10 protein-coding genes are annotated in these 16,648 nt (G+C 56.1%); 3 read left to right on the top strand and 7 right to left on the bottom strand.

Annotated features, from left to right (window positions below; genetic code table 11):
* Positions 1-213: 213 nt before the first annotated feature.
* On the bottom strand, positions 214-852 hold the full coding sequence (locus C437_RS07800; RefSeq protein WP_004516387.1) for a hypothetical protein: 639 nt from the start codon (positions 850-852) through the stop codon (positions 214-216).
* Positions 853-1,016: 164 nt separating this feature from the next.
* Between C437_RS07800 and C437_RS07795 the strand changes: the two genes are divergently transcribed.
* Positions 1,017-1,799: an HFX_2341 family transcriptional regulator domain-containing protein gene (locus tag C437_RS07795; protein WP_004516386.1), complete on the top strand. Its 783-nt coding sequence runs from the start codon at positions 1,017-1,019 to the stop codon at positions 1,797-1,799.
* A gap of 43 nt (positions 1,800-1,842) precedes the next feature.
* Here the strand turns inward: C437_RS07795 and C437_RS07790 are convergent, their stop codons facing one another.
* Genes C437_RS07790 through C437_RS07780 form a run of 3 tightly spaced genes read right to left on the bottom strand, consistent with a single transcriptional unit; the run spans position 1,843 to position 8,166 of the window.
* Positions 1,843-2,238, bottom strand: a complete 396-nt coding sequence (locus C437_RS07790; RefSeq protein ID WP_004516385.1) for a hypothetical protein — start codon at positions 2,236-2,238, stop codon at positions 1,843-1,845.
* A gap of 42 nt (positions 2,239-2,280) precedes the next feature.
* Positions 2,281-4,899 (bottom strand): DUF1156 domain-containing protein, encoded by a 2,619-nt coding sequence (locus C437_RS07785; protein ID WP_004516384.1) that lies wholly within the window; start codon positions 4,897-4,899, stop codon positions 2,281-2,283.
* 39 nt (positions 4,900-4,938) lie between these two features.
* Positions 4,939-8,166 carry a DUF499 domain-containing protein gene (locus C437_RS07780; protein WP_004516383.1) on the bottom strand — a complete coding sequence of 1,076 codons (3,228 nt, stop codon included), beginning with the start codon at positions 8,164-8,166 and terminating at the stop codon, positions 4,939-4,941.
* Between the two features lie 165 nt (positions 8,167-8,331).
* Between C437_RS07780 and C437_RS07775 the strand changes: the two genes are divergently transcribed.
* Together C437_RS07775 and C437_RS07770 are read left to right on the top strand one after the other, a co-directional pair.
* Complete coding sequence (locus C437_RS07775) at positions 8,332-8,562, top strand: hypothetical protein (protein ID WP_004516382.1); 231 nt, start codon at positions 8,332-8,334, stop codon at positions 8,560-8,562.
* An 11-nt stretch (positions 8,563-8,573) separates the two neighbouring features.
* Positions 8,574-10,199, top strand: a complete 1,626-nt coding sequence (locus C437_RS07770; RefSeq protein WP_241431648.1) for a deoxyguanosinetriphosphate triphosphohydrolase family protein — start codon at positions 8,574-8,576, stop codon at positions 10,197-10,199.
* A 15-nt stretch (positions 10,200-10,214) separates the two neighbouring features.
* Here C437_RS07770 and C437_RS07765 read toward each other — a convergent pair whose 3' ends face one another.
* The 3 genes from C437_RS07765 to C437_RS07755 form a co-directional block, all read right to left on the bottom strand.
* Positions 10,215-12,878, bottom strand: a complete 2,664-nt coding sequence (locus tag C437_RS07765) for a DUF1156 domain-containing protein (protein WP_004516380.1) — start codon at positions 12,876-12,878, stop codon at positions 10,215-10,217.
* 336 nt (positions 12,879-13,214) lie between these two features.
* On the bottom strand, positions 13,215-13,886 hold the full coding sequence (locus tag C437_RS07760; RefSeq protein WP_004516379.1) for a site-specific integrase: 672 nt from the start codon (positions 13,884-13,886) through the stop codon (positions 13,215-13,217).
* A gap of 53 nt (positions 13,887-13,939) precedes the next feature.
* Entirely contained in the window at positions 13,940-16,618 is a 2,679-nt protein-coding gene (locus tag C437_RS07755) for a DUF1156 domain-containing protein (RefSeq protein WP_004516378.1), read from the bottom strand.
* Positions 16,619-16,648: the final 30 nt, after the last annotated feature.

Here is a 16,648-nt window from a genome sequence, read left to right as displayed (position 1 = left end):
CGAGGTGTAATATTGTAACCACTCCGGTGAACACAGCCGCAAGCATTCCAAAGACTAGAAATTCGATGATACTTTCGACGGACACTCCTACTGAGCGATGTAGAACGGAGTCTGCTCCGAGAAGACTAACTATCCATCTCCTGAGCCCTGATGGTTTGGATTGCTTTTGACTGTCGTTGGTCGGTTCTCCTGAGCCAGACATAAATTCATCTTTTACTCAGACTCTTCACATATGCTGACAGCCTTGGTCGTGAGTGAGTATCGATAGGGATTGTGGATGAAGCGAAGAGCGTGATAGTCCCCGTTCTTTTCGCGGTCGGCCTCCTCAATAGCCTCCACAACCTTCCGGTGCTTTTCCATCTGATCCGGCACCATCTCCCCCGCTTTGAGTTCGGTCTCAACTACACTCGCACCCACGTCTAGGGTTTCTGCCGCTATTTTCCGTAGAGTAGGCGGTTCTCCGCCGTCTGCTATGGTTTCAGATCCTTCTTCGGGAGGATCTTCGTCTTGGATCGCCTCGATCAGGGCGGTCTGTTCCTCCTCGACCATCTCCTCTAACGGCTCGCCATTAACAACACCCTGCTCATCGTGAATGACCAGGATCTGCGGTCCGTTAATCCATCTGCGCACGAAGTCTAAGTCGCGCAGATTTAACAAACAAGTCTCGACACTATGTTCTATATCTACCTCTGCGTTCTCGAGTTCCTCTTCCAACTCAGTCCGCTTGATCCCGTCACTCACTGGGGTGTAGTCGTTCTCCCAGAGGTAGGCGGCTACTTCCGCCTGATCCTCTGCGCTCCGAGTTGAATCTTCGTGTTCGACGATGGTTTCTTTCAGCTTTTCGACGGACATGATTTCTGTACCTCATAGTAGGGGGGATCACCCCATAAAGTGTCTAAACCCCCATACGATTCGATTTGATTCAGGGGGGTTCGATGTCCTTCTAGCACTTTCCAACCACAGTTGGAAACAGGTGAGCGATAACCTTATCCTCGATAAAATGCCAATAGAAGATAGTGTATCTGGGGACAGAACAGGTTCATATCGCCTTTCAGGGATACGAACGCGAGCGAGTCTATCGTCCCCCAATAGAAAGTAATGCAGACAAGGTCATCCTGATAGCACACAATGGGGAGACCGTCTCAAACTCTGAAGAATCCGCTGAGGAAAGTATAGATGAGGATATCTCCAAAGGGAGGGCTTGCCGGGACGAGGTCCGACGCAAGCTAGAAGAGGAAGATATTGACGTTGAGATAACAGAATGTGATTTCTTCGATCTGAATAGTGCAGTTCTGGGGGCTGGTGATGTGATTACACGCTATCAGTCCGACAACACGGAAATCTATCTGAATATTACTACAGGAAGTAAGATTACCGCCATTGCAGGAGCGATAGCAGCGACTTCCACAGATGCAACTCCCTATTATGTGCGAGCAGAATCATACTATGGGGAGCAGATTGCTACAGACATTCAAGATCCACAGACACTCCCCCAATATCCTTTCAGCAGCCCTCATCGGGACTTCCTTCGAGTTTTGGAATTCATACAGGAGGAGGCAACTGACCGGGGATACGTGATAAAACGAGAGGTAGTAGAGTTCTCTATGGATCTTTCCCTACTGTCTGAGTATGAGCGCTCCGAAGTTCGACATTACTATGACCCGGCCGACGAGAAGGTGCTCGATCCCCTGCTCGAGTGGGGGTACGTGAAAATGATCCCACGAGGTGACGAGAATCGATACCAGTTGACTGATGAAGGAGAAGATATTCTGGAAGTCCTCTCATTTATGTTAAATTGAGTTCTATAGGTCGAAGTTACACGATACAGAGTCATAAGTAGCGTTATATCCTAAATGTCGTCACCAACCAGCCGGGTTCTCGCTGCTTCATCTGCCGTCCGAAAACGGGACTGAGACCATAGAACTCTCCGTCTATTTCGACTTCGAAGGAGTCCCTGACGCTCTGGAACTCGCCTTCAACTGTAAATTGAACGGTTGGCAGTGGTCGCTGACCGTTGAGGTAATCCATTTCTCGGCGCATCGTATCAATGAGGTACTCCTGTAGTTTCTCGTCTCTGGCTAAGACATCGTCGAGCCCCACCACACAGATCTCCTGTGGCATATCGTGGCTCTCGAGCATCGTTATGAACTCCTCGACAGGGACCTGATAGTCAGCTGTCTCACGCCTCTCTCGATCGACGATATTGTACATCCCCGCGACGGCATCGATATCACTCATGATGTCGTCCTCGAATTACGGAGGTATCAAAGTGCACCAAGGTTAGAAGAGGGCCTCGTAGCCCTCGTCTCCAGTCAGCGTCGCCAGTTCCTCTGCGACGTCGATCATTTCCGAGGTCACGTTGAGGTCACGCTGTTCATCAGTTGGCTTCACGTCTTGCGCGTCCCGATAGCGAAGTAACTGCACTCCTTCGAGCGGCGTCAATTCCTCTGTGGATCGCCCGCGGAGGTATTCGATTCGCTCTTCTGCACGCCAGTCCGTCAACTCGAAACCGTCGTCAGTAACGAACAGGGCGCGTCGCCGAAGATCATCGGGGTCGATATCGGTCCCTCGACAGAACCGAGTCACGTCGTCGAGGGTGGGCTCGTCCATCTCGAGGAGGTCGAGGTAGATCTCGTCCGGTGTGACGTTCCCGGAGATGATGTCGTAGATCTCGCTGACTATCTCCGTCGTCGACATCACTGTTCCCCCGCGATGTACCTTCCCGTGGTGGTTCGAGTACTCGCGGAAACAGCGCCCCATCTCGACGATGCTGATATCCCCCTCAGAGAGCGTCTGTCCGGCCTGAATCTTTTCACGCGTCTCGCTCGCGCCCCGGTGAGCACGCCGGCGGAGCGACGACCAACTAATTGGCTCTCGGTTCGTCGCCGGACGAGCGACGACGACGACACTGAAGTTGAGTTCGTCGCCGACGACGAACTCGCTGAGGTTCGCGGAAATCGGATACGTCGCGGTAACGTCGAAGCCTTCGTCGCACAGTGATTCGAGAAGCGTTCCCCAGGTATCCTCGTCGCCGTGTCGATACGTGAACACAAGAACGCCGTCGTCCGATAGAACTTCGCGCATCCGCGAAAACGCGCTTCTAAGTTCTGATTCGAACGAATCTGAATCTTTCCCCTCTGCCGGGTTGGCGACGATGCTCTCCTCGCGCGGGGTTGTTTCGGGCGAGAAACCCTCGTATTCGTCACCGAGTAACAGACGCTGCCAGACGTAAAAGAAGTCGGAGACCTCGGAATAGACGACGTTGTCGTAGTACGGAGGATCGGTGATAATCGCGTCGTACTCCGACTCCAGATCCACGTCGTGCAGGTCGCCTTGATGTATCGTGTACTCGCCTCCAACGGGCTTCTCGAACGGCGCGGTCTCCTCATTATCCCCGTTTTTGATGTATCGCTCCGTAGGCCAGTGAGCAAACTCGACGCCATCAACGATTTTCGCCCAGGTATTGCTGAACGTTCCGAGGCCAGCCTTCGTCCCCCAAACGTTGTTCTCCACGTACTCAACCGTAGGCATGAACGAATTCTTTCGGAATATTCCCTTGATCTTCGTGGCGTTGATATTGTAGGTAGAGAAGTTGTTCTGAAACATCAGCGAGTCCGAGAACGCCAGCAGAAGGTACTCCTTGATGGTTTGATCGTCTACTTCCTCGTCGATCGCGCGGAGGAGCGTCGAGAGGCAGTACAGCTGGCGGTCGTTGAACATGTCCTGCCACGATTCGTATCCGTGACGGAAGACGTCGTTTCCGCTGACCGATGACGAAGTCGTAATCGCACCCTCGGGGATGTCCCCTTGCGGAGCATAGTCGGCGAGGGTATCTTCGCTCCTCCAGCTATCGGCTGCCCGTTCGTAACGCTCGATGTCTTCTTCGTTCGCTTGTTTGTATCCCTTGTATGTTGGGCGATCTTTCCCCTCGTCCTCACACTCGGTGCAGTAATACTCGAGGGCATAGAGAGACTCAGCGTACGATTGGCCGTCGGCGATCGCATCCACGATTGGGTACTTTAGACCGCACGAAGGGCAGCCGTAATTTCCACCCCGGGAAACGGGGCCATTCTCCGGGACGTATTCATTGCTACAATCCGGGCAAATCGTCTCAGTCTGATAATCGTCCGTCAGGAAGATGTTCCCACAATCCGGGCAATAGACGTGATATCTATTGTCGTTCCCGTACCTCTCCTTGGCGACTCGGTAGTCCTTGAACAGCGGGACCGTCTCGCCGCAAGACGTGCAGTCGAGTTCCCTGACCCAGAACGCGTAGACAGCATCGGCGACGTGACTTTCGTCGTTGGGACACGCTGTCTCGTACTGGGACTGGAGTTCCTCGGCGACCGCGTCCTCGACGTCCTCGAAAGCGTCTCGGAGTTCGTCGGGATCGACGCTGTGGGCCTCGAGCTCCTTCTTCGTGATGAACCACGCGACGGGGTTCAGATCGACACCGGTCACGTCCGCGTCGAATCGGATCGCTTCGAGGAGGCTCGTCCCGCCGCCCATGAACGGGTCCAGAACGTCGGCGTCTTCGACACGGATGTCCTTGGAGTAGAGATCCCACATGGCGTCGGGGTTGGCCAAATCGACGCTCTCGATCATCTCCTTGATATCTGCCGTGTCCGCTCTTTCGGACGCTTCGTCGAACTCTGTGAGGTCGTGATCCTCCTTGTCCGGGTCTCGAACGGAGACTCGGTCGGGATCGGAGACGAGCGAGTACAGCGAAATCGTACGAAAGACACAGCCGAGCCGCCGGGCCCACCACTTGTGCATGGTCGTCAGCGGCCGGTAGTGGAGTTTCGCCCGGCCCTCACGGTCGGCTAGGTCGTTCACCTGCTCGATGGGAAACCCGCGCTCGATGGGGAGATCAGACCGCGAAGCGTTCGAATCAGACATGGGGAATGATGGGCTCGGTATCGTATTTAGATGTGCGTCTCACTCGAACTGAATCGTGACGTCGATGCCGGAGGCGGACTCCGGGATATTCTCGAGGAGATCGGCGACCGTCTCGTGTGACTGGCCGAGTTCGAGCTGGAGGTCCGTGTGTGCCTTCTGGAACTCAGCGACGCCCTGAAGCGACTCGGGCGCACCGCTGTCGCCCTCCGTCGTGAACGATACCGATCCGTAGGCGACCGAGCCCGACTCGTGGGAGTCCTGCCACTTGTCGCGGAGTTCAGACGGATTGTTGCCCTGATACTCGAACGTCCATCCGGTCTCGGGCGGGATACGGAAGCCGGCTCCTGGGAACCAGTCGCCGGGATCTTCGGATCCGGTCGCTCCCACGACGTAGTGCGGGTCGCTCTCGCCGAGGTGGTCGAGGAGGAAGTGCTGAACCGCGGACTCGTCGTGGTCCGGGGCGCACTCCCTCTGAACGTCTCCCACTTGGAACGTCGCTTCCTCGTCGAGATCGCCGATGTACTCCAGGATGCGCTCGCCGACGTTGTCGGGAACCATCGGCACGATCACGACGGCTGTCGGGTCGCGGTCGCCCAGCGAACCGACGTAGTCGCCCTCGGTTTTGAGCTTATAGCCCTCGGACAGCAGCGTGTTCACGGCCCCGTGGAACGCGCCTTCGGTGTCGTCCTGCGGGAGGTACACCTCGGTGTCGTTCCTGATCGCGGTGAGGACCTGGGACGTGTCGGCCTCGCCGGCGGCGTCGATGGTCTCCTCGATACGCTCGCTTACCTCGGGAGCGCCAATCTCGCGCGCGTCCGAGACGTCCCGGAGCTTCGCGTCGGACCGAGCCTTGGAGACGATCTCGTTGCCGCTCACCAGGACGTAGTGGTCTTCGTTGGCGAGCCGACCGACCGCGCGCATGATCGCGTCGTGGGGGTCGTCATCGACGATCCAGACGTCCGTCCGCTCGAGGACTTCGAGCTCGAACGAGCCGATATCGACCTCCGTGGTGCCGCCGCTGAACTCGCGCTGGAGCGTGGACGTGATGTCGTCCACCGACCACTTGTCCACTTCCTCTTCCAGGACGAGGGTCGTGTCGCGGTCGAGGTTCCGGAGTTCGTCGCTGAACTGGCTCCCGTCGTGGGCGAGCACGGGCTTGTCGTCTAGGCCGTCCTCGACGGCGTTGGCGACCGCCTGCACGCTGCCCGGGATCGAATACGTCGGGTCCATCAGGAACTGTTCGTAGATGTCTTCGACGGAGGTTTCGGAGCGGCTGTCGAGACGGTCGCGGACGATGTCCCAAGCATGGCGCTGGAGGTCGAACGGGTCCGCTTCGGCAGCGGCCGCGATGTTCCCGGCGTCGAGTTCGTCCTCCGCGGCGACGAAGTTCTCAAGCGTCATCTCCGCGGCGTATTCGAACTCGTTGAGCAGGTCGTCGCCGTCGATGACCTCTCCGTACGCGCCCTCCAAGCGGTCGAGGAGGTCGTCCTCGTACTCGCCTTTGAGCTCCGCGATATCCTCGCGTATCTCCTCGCTCAGGTTCTGGTCGTCCTCACGGAGCCGCGCTCCGATGACCTCCCGGGCCTTACTGAGGAACTTCTCCTGCTGGGACGTCGTCGAGATGGTCTTGCCGTTCTTCGGCTGGACGAACACGAGCGTGTTGCGCCACTGGCGGCCGGCGGGCTGGTTCTTGATGATCTCGGCGACGCTGTCGGCGTCCCACGGACCGTTCTTCACGACGACCTTGACGTTCTGACTGTCCGGGACGCTCTCCAGTTCGCCGTCCTCGTTGAACCCGACCGCGGACGAGTTGGAGCCCAACAGGCGTTCGACGGTGTCGCCGATGAGTTCGATCGCCTCCCCCGGCTCGACGTCGCGGGCGGCGTTCCGAATCAGTGACCGCGGGTTCTCGTCCTCTCGGATGACGAAGCGGTCGTCGGACTGCCACAGGTGGTAGACCTCGCCCTGGAGGCGCTCGAGATCGACGATGATGTCGTTGACGCGGTCGCCGGCGTGGAACGTGCCGACGACGATGTCCGACGTCGTCGCGCCCTCGTCGAGACCGGGCGTGAGCGAGTAGATGAGGACCGTGCTGAGGATGTCGCGGCCGTAGTCGATGTCCGCGTCGGCGAGGCGTTCGACGATGTCGTCGTAGCAGCGGTCGGGGCGGGCGTGTTCGACGTTGATGCGGGTGAGTTCGTCGTTGTACTCGACGGCGTCAACCTCACCGTGAGTGATGAGGTCGGTCTGCTGGTGACGGTCAACGAGAACCTTCGCGAAGAGATAGAGCATTCCCCGGGTCGCGCCCGACTCGGTCTCGGCGAAGTACCGCGTCTTGAGCGCGTCGATGAGTTCCGGATGGAACGGGTACGTTTCGTACATCTCGTCACGGAGGCCGTCCGGGAGGTCAACGTAGTCCGTTTCGGCGTAGGCCTCGATGTACTCGTCAACCAAGTCGCGCATCTTCGATTGGTCGATGGAACCGGGCTCGACGAGGCGGTGGCGCAGCACCTCCCGGATATCGACTTGGTTGGACATGTTGACCTCGACGCGCTCCTGGCGGGACAGGATGTCGTGGACATCGGATCCTTCGCGCAGCACGGAGATGATAGCGAAGAGGTTCGTGCGCGAGGTCGCCTCGAGTAGCGCTTGGAGGAAGCCCTTGTTCGCGCTCTTGCGGCGACCCTCGAGTGATCCGAACCAGTCCTCAAGTTCGTCCACGAGGAACGCGACCGTCCGGTCGCCGACGGCGTCGGTGATCGTGTCGATATCAGGGTAGCCGCCGTCCTCGTACTCGGACTCGTCGAGGTCGTAGTCGAGGGCTTCGAAAAGCGGCTCCCACAGGTGCTCGTACTGCTCTTTCTGGAGGGAGACGACGACCGGGAGGGCATCACGCGGGAGCGTATCATCTAGTCCTTCGATGCGACCGTCGGCCCACTCTTCGACAGTTCCCGGGGCGTCGAAGCAGTGATACATCGCCACCATCTGATGGGACTTCCCCGTCCCGTAGGGGCCGTACATCTCGTGGATGCGCGTGTTGTCCTCGCCCTGGATCGTGTCCCGGAGGCGTTTCAGCGAGTCCTCAAGCCCTTCGGTCAGGAGCGTCCGGTCAAAGAAGCGCTCTGCATCAGACTCGAGGGTTCCCGCGTCACTCTCTACGTCGTAGAGGCGAATCTGGCCCTTGACAAGGCTATCCCCCTCCGTGAGCTCCCGACTGAGCGTCAGGGTCTCGTCGATCGTCGTCTCAGGAATGGCGTCCGCACTCATCGTTGTCCGATAAGATGGGGCATCGCCTTATGAATGTGCGACATCTAAACGTCCTGTCGCGGTCAGTACCGATACCAGTGCGGTGATGACCCGGATCTAACGGCGCGATAGAGGATCCGGCCGATAACAGATTATAAGTGTAGCCGGGCAGAAAATCTGCGTGTGATGAGCGCCAGAGAAACAGCGATCTCACAGGAAAGCCTTAGATCGGAATTCATCGAGAAACTCTCTGATCGAAGCGAGGCTGTGAGCATCAACTATCTGCTCAACGAAACCTCCGTCGAGGACCGGAGAGAAGCAAAGCAGGTTCTCCGGACGATGATCGACGAGGGGATGATCTCGACTACTCCTGGTTTCAAATATAAGCTCGCAAGTGACGTTTCTGCGACCGCGTAGCATCGTTTTAGATGACAGCGGACTTTCCTCGTGATCGCCGCCCATCAGATCTCGATCAAGATTTGAGTTCCGGGTACGATCCAGAAAAAGAGTCGGGAAAGAGTGTAAACCGTGATACGGAAGATCAGAGGCGTCCATTCGAGCGAGACCGGGATCGGATCCTGTACAGTCGAGAGTTCCGTCGGCTCAAGGATGTCACGCAGGTCGCTCGCGCGGGTGAGTCATACCTGTATCACGACCGATTGACTCACTCACTGAAGGTCGCACAGGTCGGGCGAAGACTCGCCGAACTGCTTGAGGATTTCTATGAGGACGAGTTCGGGAACCTCGAGAATTATCTCGACCCTGAAGTTGTCGAGACAGCGTGTCTGGCTCACGACATCGGCCACCCACCATTCGGTCACGAGATCGAAGAGCTTCTTGATGACAAAGTGAGGGAAAAGTCGAGTGAAGACGAAGAAGAGGAAAACTGCGAAGACACGGACGGCGACGGAAGAGATGGTGAAAATAAGGGGAGCAACAAAAACCACGACAGTGGGGAACAAGACGAATCAGAGGTACAGGGGTTCGAGGGGAACGCACAATCGTTCCGTGCCGTGACCCGCTTGGGGTCGCATCGCTCGGGTATCGAAGGTATTGATCTGACTAGGGCGACCCTCAACGCCATCCAGAAGTATCCCTGGTCGAGGGCGGCAGACGCCAATACGGACGAAGACACAGACGACAAGTGGGGATACTATCCGTCGGAAGAGGGGTACTTCGATTTCGCGCGAGCTGGGACCGCTGACGGCCGGAACAAGATCCTCGAGGCCGAGATAATGGACTACGCCGACGACCTGACGTATGCGATTCATGACGTCGAGGATTTCTACCGAAGTGGGCTGCTCCCCTTCGACCAATTGCTGCGAGAAGCGGGAGAACTCCGCAATCAGCTCCCGGACGACTTTGGTGAAGACGACGATATCGAGCAGCATACCGACTTGCTCCGATCATATGCCGAGTCGTACGACATGAAACTCCACGATTTCGGCCAGTACATCGACGACGACACAGACGTCGATGCGTCAATCGAGGACGTCCTCTCTTTCTTCGTAGAACTCCGTGATTTTGCGACGGTCGTCGAAGAGTTCTATACGCCATACGAGGGGTCCCAGTCAGAACGCAACCTCCTGAACGAGTTCTCATCGTCTATGATCAGTTGGTACCTTGAGGCGACCGAGGAGGACCCCGACGACAGAGAATACGTCGAACTCGGCGAACACGACGCTGATAGCAATCCGACACTGGTCGTAGACAACGAGCTACGACAGGAAATCGAGATTCTAAAACAGTTGACCTTCTACTACGTCATCAGTAATCCGACCCTCCGGGGACAGCAAAGAGGACAAATTCAGGTCATCGACGAGCTGTTCGAACTGTTGTACGACGAAGCAGCGCCGAACTCGGTCGATACGTCCGCGATACTGGAACCCTATCGTGAACGGCTGAGCAACACCAACGAGGACGACGATCCTGCACGGGCTCGCATTGTAGCCGACATGATCTCGAACATGACCGAGACACAGGCCGTCGAGATGTATGAACGAATGTCAGGGGCGCGGCCCGGGTCCCTTCAGGACACAATTATGCGGCAATAGAGGTCTTCCGAGGCACTATTCGTCACGGAACTCGGCCAGCGAGGTATCGACGCCGATCATCTTTAGGTACGTCTCGTCGCCGGTCGCTTCTGCCAGCCCCTCACAGAGTTCTCGGAGTTCGTCAGCGTCCCACCGGTCGAAGTATTCGCTGATTGACCTTCCCTGCTCGAAGCGATAGCGGAGGAAATGGGCCTTGTCAAGCGTGGTGAGGTCGCCGTTGTCCTCTTCGACCTTGCTCTGGACGTACGCTTGGCGCTTCTCGTCGTCCCACTGGGTGAGGACGAAGTCACCATTATCCAACCGGAACAACTGCATCTCCTTCATCTGCTCCTCGGACGCATCCGACCGCTTGAGGTGCTTGTTCAGGTCGTTGTACGTTGCGTCATTTACGTCGAGAAGATCTCGATAAACATCTTGCTCACCTCGGTCGTTGTCCTGGATAATGCCGTAAATCTCATCGACGACATCCTTCGCGGACATCAACTCCCCGGCGCGGTGGACCTCGCCGTGGTGCTTAGAGTACTCCTGGAAGCACTTCCCCATCTCAATGACGCCGATGTCTCCGCCGGCGAGTTCCCGATTCTCTTCGAGTGTTTCACGGGTTTCTCTGGCCGTTCGTACGATGCGGCGGCGTAGCGAATCCCACGAAATCGGCTGTCGATCCTCTGTGGGACGTGCGACGATAACGATATCGAACGCGACGGCTTCGCCACCGATGAATTTGGTCAGGTCAGAGTTGATCGGATACGTCGCCGTCACTTCGAAGTCATTCTCACAGAGCGATTCGAGGAGTTCGCCCCACGACTCTTCATCGCTGTGATGGTACGTGAATGCGAGCATCCCGTCACTCTTGAGAGCCTCGTTGATTACAGCGAGCGCCTCACCCATCTCGTGTTCGAAGTCCTCTGCGGTCTTCCCCAGGTACGGATTAGTCACAATTGAGTCCGCTCGCGGCGTCTTCTCTTGGTCGAAACCCGGATACTTGTCTTCAAGTAGAATCTTCTGCCAGACGTAGAAGTAGTCCGCTACTTCGGAGTAAATGATGTTGTCGTAGTACGGGGGGTCAGTGATCACAGCGTCGTACTCGTCAGTGGCATCGATGAGCCGCATATCACCTTGGTAGACTTCGGAACCGTTGCCAATTGGTTGGGCAAACTCTGGCGTCTCCTTCGTCTCCCCATCCTCGACGTACCGTTCCGTCGGTGCATTCGCGTACTCAACGCCTCGAATAACCATATCCCATATGTTACGGAACGTTCCCCGGCCGAACTCGGTCCCCCAGAGATTCCCCTCGATCATATCGTTCTGGGGCGGGAACGCCTTCATACGGGCGAGCGCGGATTCGACCTTGTTGGCCGAGTAATTGTACATCGTCAGAAGGTTGTAGGATAGGAGCGAGTCCGAGAGCGCCAGCAGGAGGTAATCACTGGACTTCCCGTCGATACGATCAATGGCCTGCATCATCTTTGCCAGATTGAGAAGCTGGCGCTCGCTGAACATGTCTGTCCACTTCTCGATTCCATGCTGGAACACGTCGTTTCCACTTATCGCTGAAGCCGCCGTGATAGCGCCCTCCGGAATCTGCTCATCAGGTACGTAGTCGTGTAAGTCCGTTCGAGTTTCCCACTCCCGCTTCGCTTCCTCAACGAGGCGTTCATCAGCGGGGTCTGGTTGTTTGTAACCTTTGTACGAACTCTTCTCCAACCCTTGTTGGTCGCAATGTTCGCAGTAGTACTCGACGGCGTAGAGCCGTTTCTCCGGCGATCCCTGATCAGCAATAGCGTCAGTGATGGATTCTTTCTGGCCACACTCCGAGCAGTGGTAGTAACCGCCACGGGTGACCGGTCCATCTTCGGGGACAAACTCGTAGTTGCATTCGTGACAGTGGCTCTCCTCGTGCCAATCCTCACTCAGGGTCACCGTTCCGCAATCCGGGCAGAATACGTAGTATTTCCCATCGTCTTCGTACCGCCCGGACGCAACACGGTAGTCCTTCAGGAGTGAAACTGTGTGTCCGCAGGAGACGCAGTCGAGTTCCTTGACCCAGAAATTGTACATCACGTCGGCGTCGTGGTCACCGTTCGGGCAGGGCGTACGGTAGTATTCGAGGATTTCCTCTGCTACGTCGTCTTTCAATCGCTCGAAGGCCTGTTGTAGTTCGTCAACATCGACTTGCCCGGCTTCGAGCTGCGTCTTTGTCACGAACCACGCGACGGGGTTTAGATCCATCCCGCGGGACTTCACCCCGAATCGTGACGCTTCGACGAGCGACGTCCCGCCACCCATGAACGGGTCCAGAATCTTCTTGTCCTTGATGCGGACGTCCTTCGGATAGAAATCCCACAGCGATTCGGGATCGTCCATATCCACATCGCCGATCGCCTCGACGAGATCGTACTCGTCCAGTCCGGTACTCCCCAGCTGTTGGTTCTCACCGGGCTCGTACACCTCGACGTCATCCGCGGTCGTATTCTCGTCGAGGAGCGAGTATAGCGAGATGGCACGGAACAGGCAACCCGGGCGGCGTGCCCACCACTTGTGCATCGTGTAAATGGGGCGGTAGTACTGTTTCGCCCGAGTCTCTTTCTCGGCTATCTCGTTCACCCGCTCGATGGGAAAACCGCGCTCAATGGGCAGCGAGGTGTCCTCGTCCCCGCCAGTCCGTCCGTCGCGGGTCATCGATACTGACCGGGAGTTGGACGATTTGAGTTTGAATCCGCGCCCGGAACACGGTTTCTCGACGAATTCGCGGACGACGTGCACAATATCCGCTGCGCATTCCTCAGCGGATAACGGCGAAATCAGCAACGGGCTTTAGATCGCACAGATCCCGGCTGACCAGTTCCCGTAGATTTTTGCGCCTCATTGAGCAACCACGTTACAATGATGGATCGCCGTCAAGCAAAGAGTCAGACACTAGACTTCCCTCAAGAAGAGAGAGTCACGTCCCCACAAGTGAAGAATGCGCAGCGGGTAGTACTCTACTGAGGTCTCCGTACGGCGAAGCAGTAGACCCTACGAGTGGATATCACTGAGCGCACGGCGTGTCATCGCCCCGTCGATATTGAGGTACTGGCGCGCGGTTGCGAGATCCTCCCACCCGAACATCGACCGGAAGGCGGCCAGTTCGAGCCCGCGAGATGCATGATACGACGCGGCCGTCGCCCGAAGCCCGTGTAGAGATGTCGAAGTTCTATCGAGCGAGCGCGCACATTCGAGCGCGGCGTCGAGTCGCCGCTGTAGCGTCGAAAACGAATACGGCCAACCGCCGTACTCGTTGGCGAGTGACTCGACGGCGAGCTCCACCCGCGCGGAGAAGTGAAACGGGATCGGACGGGAGGCCGCGTCCGTCTTCGGCTGCCAGTACTGCTCGGCGATCTCGTCGAACGACGCCTCTTGGTCGTGGCGTATCCGCTGCTCGACGGCCTGTCGGCAATAGCCACAGATCTCGCCATCACGGCCATCCCGACAAGGAGCGTGATCGGGGACGTGAACGATCTGGCGCTGCCGATCTACCCAAGACTCGTCGAAGTGTGTGAGTTCTCCCGGCCGAAAGCCGAGCCGCCCCCCTAGCAGGATGACCGCGTGAGCTTCGAACCGTTGAGTCTCGTCGTCGATTCGACGCGCGCCATCGAGAAGTCGTTCGAAGTCCCGTTCCGTGAGCGCTTTCTCGCGTGTCGGAGCCATAACGCCCGATACTCGGATTCCGAAACTGGAAGTGCCGAAGTCCGGGCTCGGGATTACTCTTCGCCGAATTCCGCCAGCGAGGTATCGACGCCAATCATCTTCAGGTACGTCTCGTCACCGGTTGCTTCCGCCAGCCCCTCGCAGAGTTCCCGGAGTTCGTCCATGTCCCAGTCTTCGAGGTACTCGCTGGTGGACTTCCCCTGTTCGAAGCGGTAGCGGAGGAAGTGTGCCTTGTCCAGCGTGGTGAGGTCGCCGTTGCCCTCTTCGACCTTGCTCTGGACGTACGCCTGGCGCTTCTCGTCGTCCCACTTGGTGAGGACGAAGTCGCCGCCCTCCATACGGAACAGCCGCATGTCCTTCATCTGCTCCTCCGACGCGTCCGACCGCTTGAGGTGCTTGTTCAGGTCGTTGTACGTCGGGTTCGACTCCTCGAGCAGGTCCCGATAGATGTCCTGTTCGCCGCGGTCGTTGTCCTGAATGATGCCGTAGATTTCATCAACGACCTCCTTTGCGGACATTACATCGCCGGCACGGTGAACCTCACCGTGATGCTGAGAATACTCTTGGAAACACTTCCCCATCTCGATGACACCGATATCCCCACTTGCGAGTTCTCGATTCTCTTCCAGTGTTTCACGGGTTTCTCGTGCGGTTCGGACGATTCGGCGCCGGAGCGAATCCCATGAGATCGGCTGGCGACTTTCTGTTGGACGAGCAACAATAACGATATCAAAGGCGACTGCTTCCCCTTTCATAAATTTGTTCAGGTCAGAATTGATGGGGTACGTAGCGGTGACCTCGAATCCCGTTTCGCAGAGGGACTCAAGCAGTTCTCCCCAAGATTCAGAGTTACTATGGTGATACGTGAAGGTCACCGTTCCATTCTCTTTCAACGCCGTGTTAATACGGGAGAATGCCTGTTTTAGCTCTGACTCAAACTCTTCACTACCCTTGTTTGAAGCCGGATTCACAACGATACTCTCAGCACGTGGGGTGTGTTCAGGCTCGAAGCAATCGTACTCTCCTTCAAGCATTGGCTTTAGCCAAACATAGAAAAAATCAGAGAGTTCAGAGTAGAGTATATTATTATAGTACGGCGGATCAGTTATCACCGCGTCATATTCATCTTCAGCCTCAATGAGGCGCATATCCCCTTGGTGGATAGTGGTGTTCTTTCCGAATGGTTGGCTGAATTCTTCTGTTTCGTGTGTTTCACCGTCTTTCACGTAGCGTTCTGTAGGTGAATTCGCATATTTCACCCCCCGCTTCACCATTTCCCAAATAGACTCGAAAGTGCCTCGTCCATATTCTGTTCCCCATACATTTCCCTCGCACATCTCTCGAGGCGGATCAAACGAGTTGGATTTGAAAATATTCACAATCTTGTTGTATGAGTAATCGTAGCCAACCATCATTGAATTTGTGCGAAGTGTCCCAGATAAGGTCAGCAGAAGGTATTCCTTCGTATTTTGATCGTCAATATCGTTGATGGACTTAAGAAGTTTAGCAAGAGCCAGAAGCTGCCTGTCATTAAACATATCTGTCCATTTTTCGATCCCATGCCGAGGTAGATTCCCGTTTCCGGGCATAGTCCCATCAAATTGGGTTGCATCGGTCTTCCACCCGGGGCGAATTGACTTGTTCGGAACGAACTCACGAAGAGATTCAGAGTTCTTCCATTCTTGTTCAGCCTCCCGATAGCGCTCTCTATCTCGCTCTGAAGCTGATTTATAACCTTTCGTAGTTGACTTCGATGCACCCTGCTGGTCACAATGCCTACAATAATATTCCAAAGCGTAAAGTCGTAGATCGAACTCTTCCCCCTCTTCAATCTGTTCAGTGATAGAATACTTTTGACCGCATTCTGTACAGATATAATCCCCGTAATCGACGTTCCCCTGCTCAGGCACAAACTCGTACCCGCATTCTTGACACCCACATTCTTCACGCCAATCATCGACTAAAATAACTGAATCGCAGTCAGGGCAGAGTACGTTATATTTATCGTCATTCTCATACCGTCCCTTCCCGATACGGAGATCTTGATGTAAGGGAATGGTGTGCCCGCAGGAACGACAATCAATTTCTTTCACCCAAAACGAATACATCACATCAGCATCGTGATCACCGTGAGGACAGTCCGTCCTGTAGTACTCGAGAATTTCGTCGGCTACGTCCCCTTTGACCTGTTCGAACGCTGATTCAAGTTCTTCGACATCAGTTTCACCCGATTCAAGTTCCTTCTTAGTAATGAACCATGCAACTGGGTTGAGGTCAATACCGACCGAATCTACGCCGAAACGGGATGCCTCGCCCAATGACGTTCCACCACCCATAAACGGATCCAGAATCTTCTTATCCTTTATCCTGACATCTTTCGGATAAAAGCCCCAGAGAGGTTCTGGATCGTCCATATCGACGTTGCCAATCGCCTTGATAAGGTCGTCCTTGTCCAATCCATTGTTCCCGAGTTGCTGATTCTCTCCCGGCTCGTATACCTCAACGTCATCTGCGGTCGTGTTTTCGTCGAGAAGTGAGTATAGGGAGATGGCACGAAAGAGACAGCCAGGCCGGCGTGCCCACCATTTATGCATAGTATAGATCGGGCGATACCATTGCTTCGCTCGCCCTTCTTTTTCGGCGATTTCATTGACACGCTCAATGGGGAACCCGTCTTCAATAGGGAGATCGGGACGCGCTTCTTCCCGTTCGCTCTGTTCCTGTTGAGACATTAGTTGTACCACTCTATCCGGACGAGCCAT

It is taken from the genome of Haloarcula vallismortis ATCC 29715 (assembly GCF_000337775.1).
Classification (GTDB): domain Archaea; phylum Halobacteriota; class Halobacteria; order Halobacteriales; family Haloarculaceae; genus Haloarcula; species Haloarcula vallismortis.
The sequence above is the reverse complement of the archived record's forward strand: the minus strand, read 5'-3'. Positions and strand labels throughout refer to the sequence as shown.